The organism is Rhodococcus sp. no. 34 (genome assembly GCF_054589475.1).
Window position 1 is genome coordinate 341,249 of record NZ_BAAILK010000047.1, and the last position, 21,959, is coordinate 363,207.

Sequence of the window (21,959 nt, forward strand, 5' to 3'; positions counted from 1 at the left end):
TGCGTCACCAGGGACGATGCGGCAAGTCAGGACGTTGCAAGACCGATCAGACCGGAAGCACGAGGTGCACCGCTCGAATCGAATTCGATCACGATCGGTTCGTCGACGGGGAAGTGTGCGGGAAGTAGAAGCAGTCCCTCCGACGCGCAGCGTTCGAGAAGTTCGCGGCGGGTGACCCTCGCGATCTCGGGATCCGCGTCGCCGCCCTGGCTGAGGTCCGGGTACAGAAACTGGATCGGATGGTGGACCACATCGCCGGAGATGACGGCGCCGCCGTCGGCAGTGCGAATCTCGATCACGATATGGCCCGGCGTGTGGCCGGGCGCGCTGCGAACGACGACGCGTGTGCCTTCGGACTCGACCAGGACGTGGCCGTCGTCGACCGCCTCCCACTTCGCCCCGTCCAGAACGGGACGGACGCTGTCCTCGAAGGTCTGCGCCAGATCCGAGACCACTCCTTCGTGTGGACCGTCGGCGGCGAGTTGTTGGAGCGCGGCCAGTTCGGTGCGATCGAAAATGTAGGTCGCGCGGGGGAAGGTAGGCCGCCAGGTTTCGGCGTCGAGGGCGGTGTTCCAGCCACAGTGGTCGGGGTGCAGATGTGTGCTGACCACCAGATCGACGTCGTCGACGGACACACCGGTGGCAGCGAAGCGTGAGAGGTAGTCGGTGCCGAACATGTGATGCGGCAAGAGGTTCGGCCGGTGCTTGCTGTTGCCGTTGCCGGTGTCGACGACGACGGCCTTGCCGCCGATCTCCACCAGGTAGGTGTGGATGGCAAGCACGAGGTCACCACTACCCGCGTCGAAGAACTCCGGTGTCAGCCGCGCCGACGCTTCACTGATCTCGGCCTCACTCGCCTGGGGAAAGAGCTCTCGCGGCGGAAACGGCCAGTGCGCCAGCTCTGTCAGTTGGGTGACGCGTGCCGACCCGACGTCGATGGTGAAGCTCATCAGTGTTTGCCTTCCGAACAGCTCGATACCGCTTGTAGGCACACGCAAAGGCACCCACCGAAATGCTCGGTGGGTGCCTGGTCGGTGTCAATGGTTTTCGACGCCGGTGATCAAAGACTCTTCGCGATGATGCCCTTCATCACTTCGTTGGCGCCGGCGTAGATCTTCTGGACGCGGGAGTCCTCGTACATGCGCGCGATCGGGTACTCACGCATGTAGCCGTATCCGCCGTAGAGCTGCACGCACCGGTCGACGACGGCGCATTGCTGCTCGGTGAGCCAGTACTTGACCATCGCGGCGTCTGCGCCGTCCAGCTCGCCGTTGAGGTGATCCTCGATGCAGTTGTCGAGGAAGACACGGCAGGTGCGTGCGATCGTCTGGCACTCGGCCAGCTCGAAGGCGGTGTTCTGGAACTCGAAGAGGCTGTGCCCGAACGCTTGACGCGCCTTGGTGTATGCGACGGTCTCCTCGACTGCACGCTCGATGGTGCCGATGGCCTGCGCGCCGATGATGAGGCGTTCCTGCACCAGCTGCGCCATCAACTGACCGAAGCCGAGCCCCTCGGACTCACCGAGGAGGTTCGAGACGGGAACGCGAACGTCGGTGAAGGACAGCTCCGACGTATCGGCGCCGTGCTGCCCGACTTTGTCGAGCACGCGGCCGACCGCAAAGCCTTCGCAGTCACGAAGATCCACGATCAGGAGCGAGACACCCTTGGCGCCCGCCTTGGGGTCGGTCTTGACGGCGAGCACGATCATGTCTGCGCTGCCGCCGTTGGTGATGAAGGTCTTCGACCCGTTCACGACGTAGTGGTCACCGTCACGGATCGCGGACGTGGTGATTGCCTTGAGGTCGGAACCTGTTCCGGGCTCGGTCATTCCGATGGCGCCGAGGATTTCGCCCGTCGCCATACCTGGCAGCCAGGCCTTCTTCTGCTCTTCGCTTCCGTATTCGAGCACGTAGTGGGCGACGATGCCACTGTGCACGGAGTTACCGAGCGCATAGTCACCGCAGTAGCCCTGCGCCTCGAAGACAGCGAGATCGTGCGCGAAAGTTCCACCGCCCCCGCCGTATTCCTCGGGAATCGAGCAGCACAGCAGGCCGAGCTTGCCGGCTTCGAGCCACACGGACCGGTCGACGCGATGCTGAGCGTCCCACTGCTCACGCTTGGCGATCAGTTCACGATCGAAGAAACCACGGGCCAGTTCGGCTACTGCGGCGATCTCGTCGTCGTGCCACGACGGCTTGCGCTTGGTCGCCATGATCAGACCCGCTTCAGCAGGGCAGCGAGTGCCTGACCGCCGCCGATGCACATGGTGACGATGCCGAATTCGAGGTCGCGGCGAACCATGTCGCGTGCGGCACGCAGGGTCAGGATGGCTCCGGTGGCGCCGACCGGGTGTCCGAGGGCGATTGCTCCGCCGTACGGGTTGGTCTTCTCCGGATCCAGGCCACTGTCACGGATGACGGCGATGGCCTGCGAAGCGAACGCCTCGTTGACCTCGGCGGTGCCGATGTCGGACGGCTTCAATCCTGTTTGTGCAAAGAGCTTTTCGAGAGCGAGCACGGGAGCGTAGCCCATCAGGCCGGGCTCCATGGCTGCCGTCGTGACGGTTTCGAGCGTGACCAGTCCGGTGAGACCGCGCCTGGCTGCCTCGGTGCCCGTCGCGAGGACGAGTGCGCCGGCGCCGTCGTTGATGCCCGACGCGTTACCGGCGGTGACGGATCCGCCCTCTTCGAATGCGGGGCGCAGCTTGGCGAGGGTTTCGACGGTGGTTCCGGGCTTGGGATGCTCGTCCTCGGTGACGGTGACGGAGCGCCGACCACCGGTCTCGACGGGAGTGATTTCCTCGGCGAATGCCGCCTTCGCTGCGTCGGTAGCGGCGCGGCGCTGAGATTCGACGGCGAACTCGTCCTGCTGCTCGCGACTGACGCCGTACTTACGGGCGACGGCTTCGGCAGTGCGGCCCATGTGAGCCTTGCTGAACGGGTCGGTGAGCATCGCGACGGTGCCGTCGACGAGGCTGCGATCGCCGAGCTTGTAGCCCGAGCGGGCGGCGAAGTCGTAGAAGGGCATGCGAGACATGCTCTCGTCACCGCCGGCGAGCGTGATGGCAGCTGCACCCCATCGCATCTGCATCGCCGCAGACCACACAGCCTGCAGGCCGCTGCCACAGAGACGGTTGACGGTGTAGGCGGGGACGTTCTCGGGCAGTCCGGCGGCGATGCCCACGCGGCGTGCGTTGTAGGCGTCCGGGCCGACCTGGCCGATGCAGCCCATGACGACCTCGTCGATGTCTTCTGGCGCAACGCCGGCGCGGCTCAGCGCGGCCTTGGCTGCTGCGGCGCCCAGCTCGTGCGCGGGTACGTCCTTGAAGACGCCGCCGAAGCTACCGACGGGGGTCCTGGCCCCGTCGACGATGACGATCGGTTCGGGTGTGGTCATGATTGTCCCCATCTGCTGTGCTCACGTCGATTTCTCTGTCCGTGGCCGATACTAGGACATCGAAGTATCTCGCAGATGGGGACGTTGGTGTCAGGGTGTGGGAGCGCTCTCGGCGACGGGCACGACCTCGGCGTCGGTGTCTTTGTGGTTCCGGTAGCGGTAGAGCCCGATACCCACGAGGATCGCTGCAAGTCCCAGGGACACGATCATCTGGCTGCGCGTCGAGTCCAGGGTGAGCATGCCGATGCAGAGCGCGATGATGGCGGCGATCGTGGCGTAGGTCAGGTACGGGAAGAACCACATCTTGAGTTCCAGCTCCTGGCCCGAAGCTTCGAGCTTGCGGCGGGTGCGCAGCTGGGACACCGAGATGACCAGCCAGACGAACAGCGCGATCGCACCGGAGGAGTTGACCAGGAACAGGAAGACCTTGTCCGGGGAGAGGTAGTTCATGCCGACGGTCAGGAAGCCGACGATCGTCGAGACCAGGACAGCGCGCATCGGGACGCCGGTCTTCTCGATACGTGAGAGCGACTTGGGGGCGTCGCCGCGGCCGGCGAGGGAGAAGATCATGCGGCTCGCGGTGTAGAGACCCGAGTTGAGGCAGGACAGAACCGACGTGAGGACGACGACGTCCATGATGTTGCCCGCGGCCGGAATGCCGTAGGAGTCCATGACGGCGACGTACGGGCTGAGTGCGACCGACGCGCTGTCCCAGGGAAGCAGGGTGACGACCACCGCGATCGAGCCGATGTAGAAGATGAGAATTCGCCAGACGACGGATTTGACGGCTGCGCGAACAGCTTCGAGCGGGTTGGCCGATTCACCGGCGGCGATCGTGGCGATTTCGGCCCCGAAGAACGAGAACACGACCACAAGGACTGCGGCGAGCATCGCTCCTGTTCCGTTCGGCAGGAAGCCGCCGTGACCGGTCAGGTTTGTCATTCCGGGTGCTTCGACGCCGGGCATCCATCCGCAGATCGCCACGATGCCCATGCCGAGGAACGCGATGATGGCGACGACCTTGATGGAGGCGAACCAGAACTCGAACTCGCCGAACGACTTGACCGAGATGATGTTGGTCAGCGTCAGCACGATCATCAGAATCAATGCCCAGGTCCACTGGGGAACGCCGGGAACCCAACGATTCATGATGAGGGCACCGGCGGTGGCCTCGATGCCGAGCACGATGATCCAGAACCACGCGTACAGCCAGCCGATCGAGAAGCCCGCCCAGCGGCCGATGGCCTTGTCGGCGTACGAGGAGAACGAGCCGGTTTCCGGCGACGCTGCCGACATCTCACCGAGCATGCGCATCACGAGGATGACGACGACGCCGGCAAGCGCGTAGGAAATCAGGACACCGGGTCCCGTCTCCTGGATCGCCACACCGGAGCCGACGAACAGTCCGGCGCCGATGACGCCTGCGATCGCAATCATCGACAGATGCCGCTTCTTCAGCGTGTGCTGAAGTGCCGGCTGGTCTGTACTGGACATCAGTACTCCTTGTGGGCTGTTCGGAACGTGGATCTCGGTGGCGCTCTATCCGGAGCGCATTTTCGATAGCGCCAGTGTCGGACCTTCGGCAAGCTCGCGTCAGGCTCCACTTTGTACAAACGTGACCGCAGGCACTACAAAGTGGCGAGTCCGAGATGTCAGACTGGACCCATGCCCATCACGCTCCGCCAGCTTTGTGCGACCGAACAGTTCGGCCTTCGCGTCCTGGCGGGGCACGACCAGCTCGATCGCACCCTGACCTGGGCACATGTCTCCGAACTTCCCGACCCGACGCCCTTCCTCGACGGCGGTGAACTACTACTCATCACCGGGGTGTCACTACCGACGACGGCCGCGGAAACGACCCGATTCGTACGGACCCTGGTGGCGGCCGGAATTGCCGGAATCGGTTTCGGAACCGGCCTCGGATACGAGCAGGCGCCACAGACTCTGGTGGATGCGGCCACCCGTTTCAGTGTGCCCCTTCTCGACGTCCCATTGCGAACACCTTTCATCGCCCTGACCAAAGCGGTGTCGAAGGCGCAATCCGACGACGACATGAAAGCGCTCCGCAGCAATTACCAGAGCCTGCGGCGACTGCTTCAAGCTGCGGTGACGGTCAACGGCACCCGGGCAGTCGTACGACGGGTGGCGGAATTGATCGGCGGATGGGCGGCTCTGCTGGACTCGGCCGGACATACCGTCGAGATCTCACACACCGCCGCGGCCGCCGGAATCGAGCGAACTGCCCCCGAGCGCGACGCCCGCCCGATGGAAGTCAGTTTCCTCACGAGTGAGAACGAGGACGTCATCTCCCATCCGCTGCTGACGTCGAGGGGAAAGCTGATGGGGTACCTCGTCGCCGGCTGCCCCGGCGCCGTCGGTTCACTGAATCAGGGCATCGTCATCGCAGCCGCGTCTCTGCTCACGTTGATGACGGCTCGAACCCGAGACGCACAGCTGACGATGAACCACCTTCGTACCGTTGCGATGCATCAGCTGTTCGAGGGACAGAATGCGCTCGCCCGCAACATCTCCGGGGAACTGTGGGGAGGATTTCCGGTCGAGCCTTTCCAGGTCTTCCACGTAGCGGGCCCAAGTGGCCTGCTCGAGAGCGTGTCCGTCTCACTGCTCGATGGTCTCAGCCGCGATCTGGCGTTCGGCATCACCGACGGTGCACTGATTGCCGTCGTCTCGGCTACCGACAGCGGGCGAATCCTCGCCCGTGTCAACGAAATCGACGTCACCGTCGGCGTGTCGGACATGCTGTGGTGGGACGATCTCTCGCGCGCCAGACGCCAAGCCGCGCAGGCAGCAGCCGAGGCCGGTGCCCGCAACCTGCCTTCGATGCGGTTCGCCGAACTCTCGGAGAGCGGATTGTCCGCATTTCTCGACCAGGATCGCTCGACGGCATTCGCGGCGGCACACTTGCGCCCGCTTCTGGAAGCGAAGGGCGGTAGCGATCTCTACCGGACCTTGGCCATGTGGCTGGCACACAACGGTGTGGGCGACGCCGCGGCCACAGCGCTGAATATTCATCGGCATACGTTGCGCAGCAGACTCGCTCGGATCGAGAGCCTTCTCCAGCTCGACCTCGGCTCCCCCACGGAACGTGCGGAGTTGTGGCTCGAGTACCGCCTGCTCGGCGACGCCCCGACCATCTGACCGACAACCAACGAACCCTGAACGACCTGAAGGGCCTCCGCCGGGTTACGGCAGAGACCCTTCAGAGTCGATACGTGCGAGTCGCTACCGACCGACCTTCCCCTAGCTTCCGCCCGTCGGTATCCACTCGCGGAGCACGTTGGCATCAACTACCTGCGCGCCCAAAACCTTTGTCCAGATGATGGTTCCGTTTTCGTAGACACGGAAAGTGCCTGCTTCGGAGGGCAACTGCATCTCCGGGCCGGCAGGAGCACCGAGAGAGCCGCTTTCACCGCCGAGCTCCCGATACTTCTTCTCGATCTGCGTCTCCGTAACCGTACCCGATGGATCGTCGGATGGCGAATTGGATTCCGGCACTGTCGATTCCGAATCCGGTGCCACTACCACACCCGCACCGTCACCGATGGTGAACCAGTCGGATTTCAGGCCGAGTTTCTGGCGGAACTGAATTCCGGTGGCGCCAACAGTTGCATCTGTTCCGACTACCTCGACTGCCGTCACTCGCCCGCCGTCGGTACCGAATCCGTTGCGCGAGAGAATCTTGAGCGATTGCAGCTCACCCACATCGAAGGCGTCCGCAATCTGCCCTGCGGTCAGATTCACTGTCCAGTCATGATTCGGAGAAAGGGCGTCACCGAGATCCTCGACGGCCGGGAATTCACCGCCGGAGCTGTAACCTCCTGTGGACGAGGAGAATTCGGTGGCAACAATCTTGCCGTCACGCGACAGAACGGCGCCGGCGGTGGACCGGACGGCTTCGGTGGTGCGGGGATCTTCCTTGCCCGCTCCGCCGTAGACCTGGCAGTCCTGAGTGTCGCAGGTGTCGGCGTACGAGCTGCGATGCTCGGTCGCAGCGTACGAGCGTGCTGCCACGGCTTGCGCCCGTAGCGCTTCGGCCCCACCGGAATCGGCCCATTCGGCCTTCGCTTCGACCGGCACCACGCCGAGCAGGTAGTCCTCCATGTCGAGGAGATTGACTGTCCGAGCCGAGCTGTTGTCGAGCACTACGCCGAGGGCGCCTCGATAGGGCGCATCGTTGTTGCACAGCTTCAGGAACTGGTCGGCGGGTCGATCAGGACCGAGGTCCACCGGGTCCACCCACGGATGCTCGGTGACCGCTTCCCAGACAACCCCGCCACCGCACCCGCTGGTGACCACTACCTGCGCACCGCCACCGGGCAGTGCAGTGAGATGGGCAGCCTCGCCGGGCGCGGTGCGCTGACCGTTGACCACGAGGCCGGCGTCGGAGTAGACGTCGAGCGTCGAGTTGTCCTGGGCCGTGAGCCGCACACTCATCTGGGCGGGCGGCATCGAGTCCAGGACGGTCCCGCCGTAGTAGTGACTGAGGATTCGCTCGCCGGACCAGCCGTCGTTCTTGGCGTAGCCGTAAGCGCCCCACTGGCCCATTCCACGGCCATGTCCGTTGCCGTGACCGGAGAGCGTGAATTGCGTGTCGGCAGCGACGGCGTGCAGGATCGACGGCTCGTCAGCGCGGATTTGCGTGAAACCTCCGATCGCGACGCCGAGCGCAAGAGCCGGAACGAGACCGAGGACCGAGATCCGCATCAGCGAGGTTCGCCTCCCGGGTCCGCCCACCAGAAAGCGACCTGCGCGACCGGACACAGGCTTCTTACCTGCAGTTCCGCTTCTTCCGCTTCTCGCCATCAATGCTCTCCTCATCGCTACCGGCCTCACGAGTCCGCGAAGTCGGTACTTCGCGCGCAGGCCAGTCCACAACGATTTAACTAAAGTCTCACCCTAAGGTTGAGCGTTATGGACTTTTGTGACTAGTGTGGCAAGAGTGTTTGGAGTTAGCAACACCAGTCACACGAGTCACATCAGCATCACGAGTTGCAGACGTACGCGTCCGAAAACTGGAGTTCAACCCCAGAACATGGCATCCGACCTGCTCGGATCCGGTTTTGAAGGATTCCGTTCACGGCCGTCATCGGCCCTGAAGTTCGCTCGCAAGTAACTACAACCGAGGAGTAATCCCTTGCCACACCGTCGACCGAAGCCCTCGCTCGTACTCGGGGCTGTAGCCGCAGTGGCTGTCGCAAGTCCTTTTGCGGTCTACGGCTTCACGAGCACTACGTCCGATGTACGTTCCGCGAACGAGACGACGTCAGTAGCAGTGCCGACCCAGATCGCAGAGGTGCTCCTCGCGTCGGTGCCCGACATCATCATTCCGGTCAAGGAGCTGACCGGTCTCGATCTCCCCGACATCAACCTGGGCGATCTCAGGAACCTCAAGCTCCCGACCGAAATCCCGCTACCTCCCGGGATCACGCTGCCGACCGAGCTGTTCCCGGCACCCGCTGCTCCCGGCGCCCCGACCGAAACCGCTCCGGTTCCTTCCGAGGAAGAGCCAGGTGCCGTGGTCAAGGAAGTCACCCGCGACACTCCGTTCAGCATGGTCGCGTTGACCTCGGACACCATCGCCTCGGCGCAGTCCAAGGTCCGCGCCCTGGCCGAAGACGGCACCTGGGGCCCGTGGTTCACCCCTGACGCCATCGACTCCGCCAGCTCGGATCAGGCCACCAACTCCGGTACCGCCACCGAACCGGTCTTCGTCGGCGCCACCAAGTCCATCCAGATCCTCACGCCGCAGGGCGCCGCTGCTCCCGCAGCCGAGGTTGCGCCGGCCCCGGCTCCGGAAGCTGCCCCCGCGCCCGCTCCGGAAGCTGCCCCCGCTGAAGCACCCGCAGCCACCGGCGAACTCGGGTACACACCCGCTTCGGTGTCCAAGCCGCTTCGCCAGGTGACGACGGCAGCAGATGCCGTCACCGCCGTGTTGATCGACCCGGGTGCCAGCGAGGCAGACAGCAATCTGCAGGCCGTCGCAGCGCCGCTCGGCGGCAGCGGACCGTCCGTCATCACCCGTGCTCAGTGGGGAGCAGACGAGTCACTTCGCTGCGACTCCCCCACCTACGACGACTTCATCGGTGGCGCGACCGTTCACCACACCGCAGGTAGCAACAACTACACGAAGGCCGAATCGGCCGGCATCGTCCGCTCGATCTACGCCTACCACGCACAGACGCTCGGCTGGTGCGACGTCGGATACAACGTCCTCGTCGACAAGTACGGTCAGACCTTCGAAGGCCGCGCAGGCGGACTCGACAAGGCAGTTCAGGGTGCACACGCGGGTGGATTCAACGAGAACACCACCGGTATCGCGATGATGGGCGACTACTCCACCGTCGAGCCTTCGCAGGCGACGCTCAACGCCGTCGGCAAGTTCCTCGGTTGGAAGCTCGGTATGGCCGGACTCGATCCCAAGGGCAGAACGACGATGTACTCCGAGGGCACCGAGTTCACGCCGTACCCGCAGGGCGCAGCAGTCGATCTGCCGATCATTTTCGCCCACCGCGACGTCGGAAACACCGCGTGCCCGGGTGATGCCGCATACGCACACATGAACGACATCCGGAACATCGCGGCCGCGAACATCGGGGGAACGTTGAACCCCTCGAACCCTTCCAATCCGTCGACGCCTGCGCCCAAGCCGACCACTCCGGTCGACACGGTCACCGGTGGCACCGGTTCGTCGATCCCGGATCTGGTCACCCAGATTCTGCAGATCACCGACAATTCACCGCTCGCGCAGAAGTGGATCGCCGAAGGTGGCGAGATCGGACGCCTCGGCCAGGCACTGTCCGGAATTCTGCAGGCGAAGCTCGGCAACCAGGGTGCGCTGTTCCAGAACGGCGCTGTCTACACCTCGCCGAACGGCGGAGTGTTCACCGTGCTCGGCGAGATCTTCAAGTCGTGGCAGAGTTTCGGTTCCGACGCGGGTGAACTGGGATTGCCGATCTCGGACGAGTACTCGATCCCGGACGGCCTGCGCAGTGACTTCGAGAACGGTTCGCTGATCTTCAACCAGATCACCGGCATGGTCACGAAGGTCCTCAAGACCTACAACGAGACCTTCGCCCAGGAAATGGCCAACAGCGCGCCTGTCGGCTGACACTCGAGCAGTACACGTCCTCGGGCGCTGGCGGGTTCTACGACCACCAGCGCTCGAGGACTTTTGCGACCCCGTGTGCCGAATTGTTGTCGGTGACCTCGTCGGCTGCGGCTTTGGCTTCGGGGTGAGCGTTGCCCATGGCAACGCCGAGGCGTGCCATCCCCAGCATCGGGATGTCGTTGGGCATGTCTCCGAAGGCCACCAGACCCGACAGGTCGAAGCCGAACCTTTCAGCGGCGGCAACCAGGCCCGACGCCTTCGTGATGCCCGGCGCCGAGAGTTCGATCAGTCCGTTCTCGGTGGAGTACGTCATGTCGGCGAGCGCACCGACGTGCGGAGCGAGCGTGTCGTACATCGCCGTGCTGGTCATGCCTGGACGGCGAATCAGGAGTTTGACGGCCGGCGCCGCAAGCACTTCGTCCTCGGACATCTCGGTGTTGTCCGGGTTGAGCCAGGCATGTTCGTAATCCGGTGAGCTGACGAATTGTGGGGTGGCGGCGTCATGTGCGCTCTCCCCCACTCGTTCCGCGGCCAAACCTGCGCCCGGGAGTGCAACCAGTGCCAGCTCGGAGAGTTCGGTGAGTGCGTCGACCGACAAGGTCGCGGCGCTGAGGACGCGGTCGGCGTAGCTGTCGTAGACAACGGCTCCATTGGCGCAGACGGCGAGTGGCGCGTATCCCAAGCCCTCGACGACGGGCGAAATCCATCGCGGAGGACGCCCGGTTGCCAGCAGGAACGGCGTGCCGGATTCGACGACGGCATGCACGGCGGCGCGGGTGCGGGCACTGACCAACTCGTCGTGATCGATGAGGGTGCCGTCGACATCGGTCGCAACCAAGGTTGGGCGGTCAGGGCTGATACGACGGTCTGGGCTCACACCGCCATTGTGCCTGCCCGGTACGACGGTCTCGCTCAGCGCGCCCGCTTCGCGCGTTCCTGTGCGTCCATGGCCGCGGCTTCCTCCGGCGTCGGTGCGCCACCGCCGAGTCGACGAGGCACCCAGTACGCCCCGGGCTCGTGCACGAACCCGTCCTGCACGTGGCGCAGGATTGCATCCATCTCGATGCGCAGAATCTCGCTCAACGCTTCGGCGGGCTCGACCGGATCGATCGGTGCACCCACCTCCACCGAGATCGGGAAATGATTGCGGCCCAGATTTTTCGGTCCGCCCTTGGTGACGATCCGCTGGGCGCCCCAGACAATCAGCGGAATTATCGGAACGCCGGCGTCGATGGCCATCCGAGCTGCTCCGGATTTCATTTCCTTGATCTCGAAGCTCCGGCTGATCGTCGCCTCCGGGTAGACGCCCACCAGTTCGCCCCGTTTCAGGGCGTCGACTCCGGCTCGATACGCCTGCGCTCCGGCAGAGCGATCGACTTCGATGACTCCGCATCCACGCATGAGGAAGCCGAGGACCTTGTTGTCCGCCAACTCGGCCTTTGCCATCACCCTGAGCTTGCGTTTCGCGGTACCGACCGCCAGGGCCGCCGGTATGAAATCGAGGTAGCTCGTGTGGTTGATCGCGATGACGGCGCCACCGGACACCGGGACGTTCTCAGTCCCGGTGCGGGTGACCTTCACACCCTGGAAACCGCTCAGACCACGCGCGACTACCTCGACAGCGGTGTAAACGGGTTCGAAGGACATCGGTCAGCCTTCGGACTTCCGCGCCTCGCGAGCCTTGGCTTTCGCCTCGGCCTCATCGGCATCCATCTTGTCGGCCTGCTCGAGCGTCGGCGCGCTGCCACCGAGGCGGGCCGGCACCCAGTACTCGCCGGCGGGATGGTCGTAGTTCTTCTGCAGATCGAGCAGCAACTCCTGCATCGTCGACCGCAGCTTCGCCGTCAGCTCACTCGCCGGCTCGAAAGGTGCAATCGGCTCGCCGACGGCAATGGAGATGGGAGTGTTGGTGCGGCCCAAACGCTTCGGATAACCCTTCGTCCACACGCGCTGAGCGCCCCAGATGACGACGGGAACGATCGGGACGCCCGCCTCGATCGCCATGCGGGCGGCGCCGGACTTGAATTCCTTGATCTCGAAGCTCCGACTGATCGTGGCTTCGGGGTACACGCCCACCAATTCGCCGCGCTTCAGGAAATCTACGGCTGCCTTGTAGGAGTCGGCGCCCGCGCCGCGGTCGACCGGGATGTGCTTGAGGGCCCGCATGATCGGTCCGGAGATCTTGTTGTCGAAGACCTCTTTCTTGGCCATGAACCGGATGTAGCGCTTCGGGGTCCGTGCCGGCAGTCCCGCATACGTGAAGTCCATGTACCCGGTGTGGTTGATCGCGATCACGGCGCCACCGGACGCCGGGATGTTCTGCTCTCCCTTGACGGAGAACTTCAGGCCCTCGAAAGCGAAGACGGTACGGGCGATGCCGATGACTGTTCTGTAAACGGGATCCACAGTTCGCTAGCGTAGACGGGAATCCGTGATCTGACCCGCAGCAGTTCTGGGGTGGGTGTTGGTCAGAATGTCGCAAAAGGGGCGTACGAACGAATGAAGTCGGCAGGACGAGCGGCAGTGGGGGCAGTCGCACTCGCCATGACGTTGGCGATAACCGCATGTGAGGACGACGGACGGACGGGAATCCTGACGGACGAACCGTCTCCGCCGACGACGGAAACCACGACGACAACCACTCTCGCACCCACGACGACAATTGCGCCCGCTGCGCCGGTCGCGCCACCTCCGGTTGGTGACGTGCCCGGCAATCCGGCTGCTGCGCCGGCCTTGGCAGCTTGGGCAACTGACCTGGTGTCCTTGGACGTGGCTGCGCTCACGAACGCATGCTGGACGATGCCGCCCACAACGATCGCCGACCGATATTCGGATGTGCCCGCCATCTTGACGGCCATCGCTGCACCAGGCGTCGACGGCCAGTACGCGGTCACCTGGAGCGGCGGCGGACTCTCCGTCGCCGCCAAGCGCTCGGAGATCGCTTCCGGCTATGCGTGCCCGTTCGTCTTCCCTGCGGGGCAATCAAACTTCTACACCGCGGCCGACGCTTCCCACGCCGTCGTCAGGTTTCTCTCACGCGCCACGGGACGGCCGGTCAATACCCGCGACGTCGAGACGTTCTATCCACTGATCTGCCCCGGCAACAGCCCGTGGGATCCCGACGGCACCGGCGCAACCGGCCAGCCGCCACTCAAGCTCGATCCGAATCAGCTGGCCGGTATCAAGTCTTTCGACGCCGACGCTGCAACAGTCACTCCGGTTCGCGGCGACTACGTCCGTGTCACCCTGCCCGTCCGCGACGGAACGGGTAACTCACGCTCGATGCAGTTCACCCTGTCGATCGGCCCCGAGGGATATTGCCTCGGGGCCGCGACCTGAACTGTTCCGGTCAGGAACCGAACGGAAGGAAATCGCTCGAGCCAGCGCTTCCTGAACCGAGGCTGCCCGTGCCACCGCCGGTTGCAGCCTTGATCTGAATTGCGTGGGCCGTCGAGGTGGATCCTGTGAATCCGGTTGCCCCGCTGTAGATTGCCGAAATCGAATGCGTGCCAGTTGTGGTGAAGGTGTGGTTCAGCGCCGCGATCCCGTTGACCACTGCAACAGCGTCACCGATCGGAGTATCCCCATCCATGAACTGCACCGTTCCACCGTTCTGCACCGAACTGACAGTCGCCGACAGGGTCACCGACTTGTTCACCACGGCATCACCAGGCACCGTCACCACAGTCTCCGTGGTGACATCCGAAGGCGCAGGGTCCGTTACATTCACCGTCCGCGCCTGGGCCGAGGATCCGACCACGCCAGCTCCTCCCGAATAGACCGCAGTGATGCTGTGCGCACCCGCAGAGGTAAACGAATGCGTCAGGCCGGCAGCGCCGGCCGTAACCGCTTCAGGACCGCCGATCGCGACGCCACCGTCGTAGAACTGCACGGTTCCGACGCCGACAGCATCATCCGACGACGTTCGGACGGTTGCCCACAAGTCGGTCGCCACACCAGTTTTGGCGTCGGTCGGGATATTCAGTTCGACGACGGATTCCTGGTCGGCAACACTGACCTGAACTGACTTCGCACTCGCAACCGAGTTCTTGAATCCGGAACCAGCGGTGAAATCCGCGGTAATGCTCTGCGCGCCAGCGGCATCGAAGGAATGTGAGAGGGTCGCGGTACCACCGGAAACCGTCACCGGGGAACCGATCGCCGCACCGTTCGACTTGAACTGCACCGTACCGACAGCATTGCTCGGAGCAACCGTCGCCGTCAGATCAACAGCCGTACCCGTGATCGCCGTAGCCGGAACCGACAACGACGTCGTGGTCTCGACATCGACCGGAGCCGGATCAGAGACCGTCACCGTCTGAGCAGGCGCCGACGAACTCACGAACCCTGCACCAGCGGTGAAATCAGCCGTAACACTCTGCGCACCAGCAACATCGAACGCATGCGACAGAGACGCAACACCAGCAGCCACCATCACCGGGGAACCGATCGCCGCACCGTTCGACTTGAACTGCACCGAACCCACAGCGTTGTTCGGAGCAACCGTCGCCGTCAGATCAACAGCAGTACCCGTAACCGCCGTAGCCGGAACCGACAACGACGTCGTGGTCTCGACATCCACTGGAGCCGGATCCGAGACCGTCACCGTCTGAGCCGACGCCGAAGAACTCACAAAGCCAGCACCGGCGGTGAAATCAGCGGTAACGCTTTGTGCACCAGCAGCATCGAAGGAATACGACAGCGTCGCAACACCCGCGGAGACTGTGACCGGAGTGCCGATCGCCGCACCGTTCGACTTGAACTGCACCGAACCCACAGCGTTGTTCGGAGCAACCGTCGCAGTCAGATCAACCGCCGTACCCGTGATCGCCGTCGCCGGAACCGACAACGACGTCGTCGTCTCCACATCCACCGGAGCCGGATCCGAGACCGTCACCGTCTGAGCAGACGCCGAAGAACTCACGAACCCTGCACCAGCGGTGAAATCAGCCGTAACACTCTGAGCGCCAACAACATCGAACGCATGACTCAATGTCGCAACACCCGCGGAGACTGTCACCGGTGAACCGATCGCCGTGCCGTTCGACTTGAACTGCACAGTGCCAACAGCATTGTTCGGAGCAACCGTCGCGCTCAGATCAACAGCCGCACCCGTAACCGCCGTCGGGGGAACCGAGAGTGACGTCGTGGTCTCGACATCCACCGGAGTCGGATCAGAGACCGTCACCGTCTGAGCCGACGCCGACGAACTCACGAACCCTGCACCGGCGGTGAAGTCAGCCGTAACACTCTGCGCACCAGCAACATCGAACGCATGCGACAGAGTCGCAACACCAGCAGCCACCGTCACCGGGGAACCGATTGCAGTGCCGTTCGACTTGAACTGCACCGAACCGACAGCATTGCTCGGAGCAACCGTCGCGGTCAGATCAACAGCCGCACCCGTGATTGCCGTCGCCGGAACCGAGAGTGACGTCGTGGTCTCGACATCCACCGGAGCCGGATCAGAGACCGTCACCGTCTGAGCCGACGCCGACGAACTGACAAACCCAGCACCGGCGGTGAAGTCAGCCGTAACACTCTGCGCACCAGCAACATCGAACGCATGCGACAGCGTCGCAACACCAGCAGCCACCGTCACCGGGGAACCGATCGCCGTGCCGTTCGACTTGAACTGCACCGAACCGACAGCATTGCTCGGAGCAACCGTCGCAGTCAGATCAACCGCAGTACCCGCAATCGCCGTCGCCGGAACCGACAACGACGTCGTCGTCTCCACATCCACCGGAGCCGGATCCGAGACCGTCACCGTCTGAGCCGACGCCGAAGAACTCACGAACCCTGCACCAGCGGTGAAATCAGCCGTAACACTCTGAGCGCCAGCAACATCGAACGCATGACTCAATGTCGCAACACCCGCGGAGACTGTCACCGGTGAACCGATCGCCGCACCGTTCGACTTGAACTGCACCGAACCCACAGCGTTGTTCGGAGCCACGGTAGCGGTCAGATCAATCGCCGTACCAGAGATGGCAGTAGCCGGAACCGACAACGACGTCGTCGTCTCCACATCCACCGGAGCCGGATCCGAGACCGTCACCGTCTGAGCAGACGCCGACGAGCTGACAAACCCAGCACCAGCGGTGAAGTCAGCCGTAACACTCTGAGCGCCAGCAATATCGAATACGTGCGACAGAGTCGCAACACCCGCGGAGACTGTCATCGGTGAACCAATGGCCGCGCCGTTCGACTTGAACTGCACCGAACCCACAGCGTTGCTCGGAGCAACGGTAGCGGTCAGATCAACCGCAGTACCCGCAATCGCCGTCGCGGGAACCGACAACGACGTCGTCGTCTGCACATCCACCGGAACGGGGTTCGAGACCGCCACGTTCGCGGCGGCGGATGTCGAACTCGCGTACGCCACCGCACTTGGCGTAAATACCGCTGTCACGGAGCGTGAGCCAACGGATCCAAAAGAGTGAGCCAATGTGGCCACACCACCACTGACGGTGACAGGGGACCCGATATTGCTGCCGTTGTCCTTGAACTGGACAGCCCCCGGCACGTTGTTGGGCCCGACTGTCGCCGTCAGGTCTACCGACGAGCCCACCGTCGCGGTGGCCGGCACAGACAGCGTAGTGGTGGTGTCACGCTTGGCAACCGTCACCGACGGTCCCATAGTGGAATGATCTTCGGAGACTCCGAAACCACTGCTGCCCATCACGGTGCCCCTGGCTGTGACGCCACCACCGAGTGCACCGAACGCGCAGGAATCCGTGACGAGGTACGTCACGCTGAATGTCCACGGATTGTTTCCGTTGACCAGCCAGCCGGCATTGGTCACAGTGACTGACGTTCCCGTGACGGACGACGGAGTGATCGACGACGTAGACCCTCGCGTCAGTTTCGCAGAGCCCGTTTCGTACGTCAGGCAGGCGGGGTGTACATCGACGAAGGTGTTGATGTACCCGTCGATACCGGACTTGGTGAGGGCAGTTGTGTACGTGATCTTGTCACCGAGATACACGGTGTCGACGTTGGAACTGCGCGTGAACCGGTACTTGCCCTCGGAGACGGTTGCCGTCGCAGCAGAGGAGACGGTAGCCGAGATGGAACCGACCGTCAGCAACGCCACTGAAGCGACGCCGACGAGGGCTATGCCACGGCGAATCAGGTTACGCGACATGGAAACTTCTCCAACCTGAATCGCAGAACTGTTGATGTGACATAGCTACTCCCGTCGACGGTATTCGAATACTGCAGATGCTGTGACCAGGTCAGGAACCGAACGGAAGAGACTCCAATGATCCCGTTCCGAGCGAACCGGTACCGCCGTTGCCGCCGTCACCGGGCGCCGCGTTGACCTGGACGGTGCGGACATCGGACGTGGACCCCGTGAATCCGGCTGCGCCACTGTAAATCGCCTTGATCGAGTGGACACCGGTCGTCGTGAATGTGTGGTTGAGGGCAGCGATCCCGTTGATTACCGCCACAGCCTCACCGATCGGCGTATCCCCGTCCATGAACTGCACGGTTCCCCCGTTCTGCACCGAGGTGACAGTGGCGGAGAGAGTTACCGACTTGTTGACGGTCGAACTGCCGGGAACGGTTATTCCTGTGGCTGTTGCGATGTCGGACGGAGCCGGAGCGGTGACGTTCACCGTGCGTGCCAGTGCCGTTGACCCGATGATTCCCGAGCCGCCTGAATACACCGCGGTGATGGTGTGAGGTCCCGTGGTCGTGAACGTGTAGGACAAGCCGGCAGCGCCAGCCGTCACAGCTTCCGGACCACCGATCGCAACGCCGCCGTCGAAGAACTGCACGGTGCCTTCTCCGACAATTCCGTCAGTCGACGTCCGGACGCTCGCCCACAGGTCCGTTTCCACACCGGTTTTCGCTTCGCCGGGCACGCTGAGCAATGTCACGGAACCCTGATCGGCAACACTCACCTGGACGGACTGAACACTGGATGTCGATCCGTTCACCCCGTCATTTCCCGAGAACACCGCCGTGATGTCGTGCGAGCCGGCCGCGGTGAAGGTGTGGCTGAGCGTCGCTGAACCATTCGTCACCGCAATCGCACCGCCGATGTTCGTACCGCCATCCTTGAATTGCACCGTTCCACCGTTGCCTGCGGGCGACACAGCGGCTTTGAGGTCGACGGCGTTTCCGGTGTTCGCACTGGGCGGAACAGTCACGGTAGTCGCCGAGTCAACTGCTGCAGTCGACACAGTCACGGTCTTGGGTGCCGAGATCGAGCCGCCGAATTCTGCACCGCCGGAGTACACGGCCGAGATGCTGTGTGCACCGTTGGTGGTGAACTGATGTGAGAGTGTCGCCGATCCGTTGACTACGGCTACTGCACTCCCGATGTTCGCCGCGCCGTCTTTGAACTGGATGGTTCCCGAGCTTGGTGTCGGCGAGACCACCGCAGTCAGATCGACTGCTGCACTGGTCGAGGCAGCGACCGGAGCACTGAGCACTGTGGTCGTGTTCTGTTGAACGAGAGCCACTGTGACGGTCGAAATTTGGGAATTCGACGCACCGAAGCCTGCGACACCCGAGTATTCGGCAGTGATGTCATGTGTGCCGGTAGCGGTGAACGTGTGGGAGACAGAGGCAATTCCGCCACTCACTGCCACCGGGCCACCGATCGCCACTCCACCGTCCTTGAACTGGACGGTTCCACCGTTGGGTTGCGGGTTCACGGTTGCCGTCAATGTGACGACAGCGTCCTTGTTCGCGGTGGGAGGCACCTGGAGTGTCGTGGTCGTGTCTTGCGTGGCACTCGAGATCTCGATTGTCTGCGCCTCGGCGGTCGAACCGTCGAAACCTGCAGTGCCGGAATAGACTGCGGTGATCGAATGCGCACCGGTTGTGGTGAAAGTGTGGCCGAGCTTCGCTGCTCCGGCCGTCACCGGAATCGCACCTCCGATGTCGATCCCACCGTCCTTGAACTGCACCGTTCCACCGTCGGTTGCCGGGGAGATGTATGCGTTCAACTCGACGGAGGTCTGCTCGACAGCGCTCGCCGGCACGGTGACCGACGTACTCGTATGTTCATTGGGTGCCGCGACGTTCACCGTCTGTGCCGACGACGTGGATCCGAGAAACTCGAGAACCCCGTCGTATGCGGCGGTTATGGAATGGCTCCCCGCTGTTGTGAAGGTATGCGGCAGTGTGGCAACACCATTGACGATGGTGACGGGAGTACCGATGTCGGTTCCACCGTCCTTGAACTGAATGGTGCCGCTGGTCGGCGCCGGCGAGACCTGCGCTACCAGGTCCGTCGACTGGCCGACGGTGGCCGTCGTTCCGGATGTGAGGGTTGTTGTCGTGCCTACCTGTGTGACGACGTTGACAGTGGCCAGCGCCTGACCACCGGCATTCAATCCACCATTGTTCGAATCACGCGGCGAGCAGTTGTACCGCTCCCAGTACCCCGGCCACAACGTCTCGTACTGCAGGAACGTGAACGCGTTTTTCGGTGAATTGAACGAGCCCGAATCACCGTCGGTTGCACGCAACTTCGGCTGCACCGTGCTGTCGGCGGCACCGGCAACCACCGTCACATCGATCGCCGGCAAACGGAAGGTATTCCCCGCTGCGACCTCGATTCCGCCGTCGCTGTTCTTGCTCGAGCTCGGGCCGTTGCTGCCCTTGTTGTTCGAGTCAGCAGTCTGGTTGTTCCCCGAAATACGTAGATGCGTACCCGCACCATCCGGCGAACCGCCGTCGTTGATCCGAATCACCGACGGAGCCACACCTGACAGATTCGACGATGAACCTGTCACCACTCGCGCATCCACGAAGGACACACCCGAAGGAATGTCGAAGTCGTACTTCAGTCGTGTCCACTTACCGACACTGCGACCCGCATGGCCACCTGTCGGCACTGACATCGCATTCGGTTGCACCCGGTACGTGAAGGTCGACCCTGCCACTACCTTCTCCGGCGCCGACACCGTCACACCCGTCGAATGAAACACATCCGAGATGTCAACGGCCAAATGCTCGTAGCCGTCACACCCCAACTTGAAGTCGACGCTCTTCTCCACGGGCGGCGACGACGACGACGGTGCCGCCGAAGCAACACCACCGGCCACCAATACACCGCCGACCAACGCCGCCACCACAACCGCGGAACTTCTTCTCACAGACACGAATACTCCTCAGCTAGCAACGCACGAAGGTCAGGAACCGAACGGAAGAAAATCACTGGATCCGCCGCCACCGTTGCCGGTCGAGGCCTTTTCGACGAGGACGGAAGTAGCCGCCGACTTCGAGCCGGAGAATCCGGCAGCACCGCTGTAGACAGCGGTAATCGGGTGAGCACCCACCTTGTCGAAGGTATGCCCCATGGTGGCAACGCCGTTGACCAGTACAACCGCTTGACCGATTGGTGTGTCGCCATCCATGAACTGCACGGTTCCACCTGCGGTCTCCGAGGCGATGACGTTGGCGCTCAACGAAATTTGCGAACCCACCGTGACTGTGCCGGGTACGGATATGACGGTGGCGGTCGAGATGTCCGACGCAGTCGCCTGCGACACGTTGATCGAACGTGCCTGCGCTGCCGAGCCGTTACGGCCTTCGGATCCGCTGTAGGTCGCAACGATCTCGTGTGCACCCGTAGTGGAGAAAGTATGTGTCAGCTTGGCGACTCCGTCGAATACGAACACCGGCGCACCCAGACTGACCCCTCCGTCGGAGAACTGAACGGTTCCACCGGTCGAAACAGGCTGCCCACTCGGCAATTCGAACACCGAAGCCCAAAGGTCGGTGGCGGCGCCGGTCTTTGCTTCGCCGGGAACACTGAGCAGAGTGGCGGTGCCGAGATCCGCGAGACTGACCTCCACGGTGCCCAGGGCGGACGTGGAACCGTCGAATCCGACAGCGCCGCTGAACGCAGCGGCAATATCGTGAGACCCGGAATTCGTGAAGACGTGGCTGAGCGTCGCGACACCATCGACCACGTTGACCGGATATCCGATAGGCGAGCCCGCGTTCGTGAACTGGACGGTGCCACCGGAAGGCTTCGGTTCAACCGATGCCTTCAGATCTACGGCACCGCCGGTCCGGGCGGTCGCCGGGACGGTCACCGTTGTCGACGTAGCCACATCGGAGGACGTCACCTCGATGCTCTGCGCCGTCGAAACCGATCCTGCGGATGTCGGATCACCGGAATAGAGCGCAGTGATCGCGTGCGTTCCAGCCGTCGTGAAGGAATGGGTGACGACAGCTACACCGTTGTCGACGGCAACCGGATCGCCGAGCGGCACTCCCGCGTCGGCGAACTGAACGGTGCCACCCGCTGGTGCGGGATTGATCGTCGCGCGCAACTCGACCGGGTTCCGAGTCGATGCCGATTCCGGCACGGTAACTACCGTCGTGGTGCCGGAGATTCCGTCATCGATCGTGATCGTCTTCGGTAGCGACGTCGAGGCTGTGAAGCCCGCCGCTCCCGAGT

The 21,959-nt window shown here is 63.3% G+C and carries 14 protein-coding genes; 3 read left to right on the forward strand and 11 right to left on the reverse strand.

Going from position 1 to position 21,959, the window contains the following annotated elements; translation table 11 throughout:
• Nucleotides 1-26 precede the first annotated feature (26 nt).
• From ACYP01_RS27305 to ACYP01_RS27320, 4 genes are all read right to left on the reverse strand, one after another.
• Nucleotides 27-950, reverse strand: coding sequence for an MBL fold metallo-hydrolase (locus ACYP01_RS27305; protein ID WP_459683159.1), 924 nt, complete (start codon nt 948-950; stop codon nt 27-29).
• Nucleotides 951-1,060: 110 nt separating this feature from the next.
• Nucleotides 1,061-2,212: an acyl-CoA dehydrogenase family protein gene (locus ACYP01_RS27310; RefSeq protein WP_261256660.1), complete on the reverse strand. Its 1,152-nt coding sequence runs from the start codon at nt 2,210-2,212 to the stop codon at nt 1,061-1,063.
• Between the two features lie 2 nt (nt 2,213-2,214).
• Nucleotides 2,215-3,396: a thiolase family protein gene (locus tag ACYP01_RS27315; RefSeq protein WP_459683161.1), complete on the reverse strand. Its 1,182-nt coding sequence runs from the start codon at nt 3,394-3,396 to the stop codon at nt 2,215-2,217.
• A 90-nt stretch (nt 3,397-3,486) separates the two neighbouring features.
• Entirely contained in the window at nt 3,487-4,890 is a 1,404-nt protein-coding gene (locus ACYP01_RS27320) for an amino acid permease (RefSeq protein WP_007731826.1), read from the reverse strand.
• Between the two features lie 171 nt (nt 4,891-5,061).
• On the opposite strand from ACYP01_RS27320, the gene ACYP01_RS27325 reads away from it, so the two are divergent.
• Nucleotides 5,062-6,555 (forward strand): PucR family transcriptional regulator, encoded by a 1,494-nt coding sequence (locus ACYP01_RS27325; RefSeq protein WP_003943944.1) that lies wholly within the window; start codon nt 5,062-5,064, stop codon nt 6,553-6,555.
• 102 nt (nt 6,556-6,657) lie between these two features.
• Here the strand turns inward: ACYP01_RS27325 and ACYP01_RS27330 are convergent, their stop codons facing one another.
• The gene (locus ACYP01_RS27330; RefSeq protein ID WP_459683164.1) at nt 6,658-8,220 is read right to left on the reverse strand and encodes a SpoIID/LytB domain-containing protein; all 1,563 of its coding nucleotides are present in this window, start codon (nt 8,218-8,220) and stop codon (nt 6,658-6,660) included.
• Nucleotides 8,221-8,551: 331 nt separating this feature from the next.
• On the opposite strand from ACYP01_RS27330, the gene ACYP01_RS27335 reads away from it, so the two are divergent.
• Complete coding sequence (locus tag ACYP01_RS27335; RefSeq protein WP_158170224.1) at nt 8,552-10,525, forward strand: N-acetylmuramoyl-L-alanine amidase; 1,974 nt, start codon at nt 8,552-8,554, stop codon at nt 10,523-10,525.
• A gap of 37 nt (nt 10,526-10,562) precedes the next feature.
• Here the strand turns inward: ACYP01_RS27335 and ACYP01_RS27340 are convergent, their stop codons facing one another.
• From ACYP01_RS27340 to ACYP01_RS27350, 3 genes are read right to left on the reverse strand one after another with little or no spacing between them, the layout of a single operon-like run.
• A complete protein-coding gene (locus ACYP01_RS27340) occupies nt 10,563-11,384 on the reverse strand; it encodes an HAD family hydrolase (protein WP_459683459.1) in 822 nt (273 codons plus the stop codon).
• 53 nt (nt 11,385-11,437) lie between these two features.
• Nucleotides 11,438-12,172, reverse strand: coding sequence for a lysophospholipid acyltransferase family protein (locus ACYP01_RS27345; protein WP_007731829.1), 735 nt, complete (start codon nt 12,170-12,172; stop codon nt 11,438-11,440).
• A 3-nt stretch (nt 12,173-12,175) separates the two neighbouring features.
• Complete coding sequence (locus ACYP01_RS27350) at nt 12,176-12,931, reverse strand: lysophospholipid acyltransferase family protein (RefSeq protein ID WP_003943903.1); 756 nt, start codon at nt 12,929-12,931, stop codon at nt 12,176-12,178.
• Nucleotides 12,932-13,024: 93 nt separating this feature from the next.
• Here ACYP01_RS27350 and ACYP01_RS27355 point away from each other — a divergent pair, with 93 nt between their 5' ends.
• Entirely contained in the window at nt 13,025-13,864 is an 840-nt protein-coding gene (locus tag ACYP01_RS27355; protein ID WP_212633823.1) for a hypothetical protein, read from the forward strand.
• A gap of 10 nt (nt 13,865-13,874) precedes the next feature.
• Here the strand turns inward: ACYP01_RS27355 and ACYP01_RS27360 are convergent, their stop codons facing one another.
• The 3 genes from ACYP01_RS27360 to ACYP01_RS27370 all read right to left on the reverse strand — a co-directional run.
• Nucleotides 13,875-17,675: a beta strand repeat-containing protein gene (locus ACYP01_RS27360; protein ID WP_459683168.1), complete on the reverse strand. Its 3,801-nt coding sequence runs from the start codon at nt 17,673-17,675 to the stop codon at nt 13,875-13,877.
• Nucleotides 17,676-17,766: 91 nt separating this feature from the next.
• Nucleotides 17,767-20,652 carry a beta strand repeat-containing protein gene (locus ACYP01_RS27365; protein ID WP_459683170.1) on the reverse strand — a complete coding sequence of 962 codons (2,886 nt, stop codon included), beginning with the start codon at nt 20,650-20,652 and terminating at the stop codon, nt 17,767-17,769.
• Between the two features lie 30 nt (nt 20,653-20,682).
• Nucleotides 20,683-21,959 (reverse strand): Ig-like domain-containing protein (locus ACYP01_RS27370; RefSeq protein WP_459683172.1); only part of this gene is annotated, 1,277 nt, incomplete at its 5' end.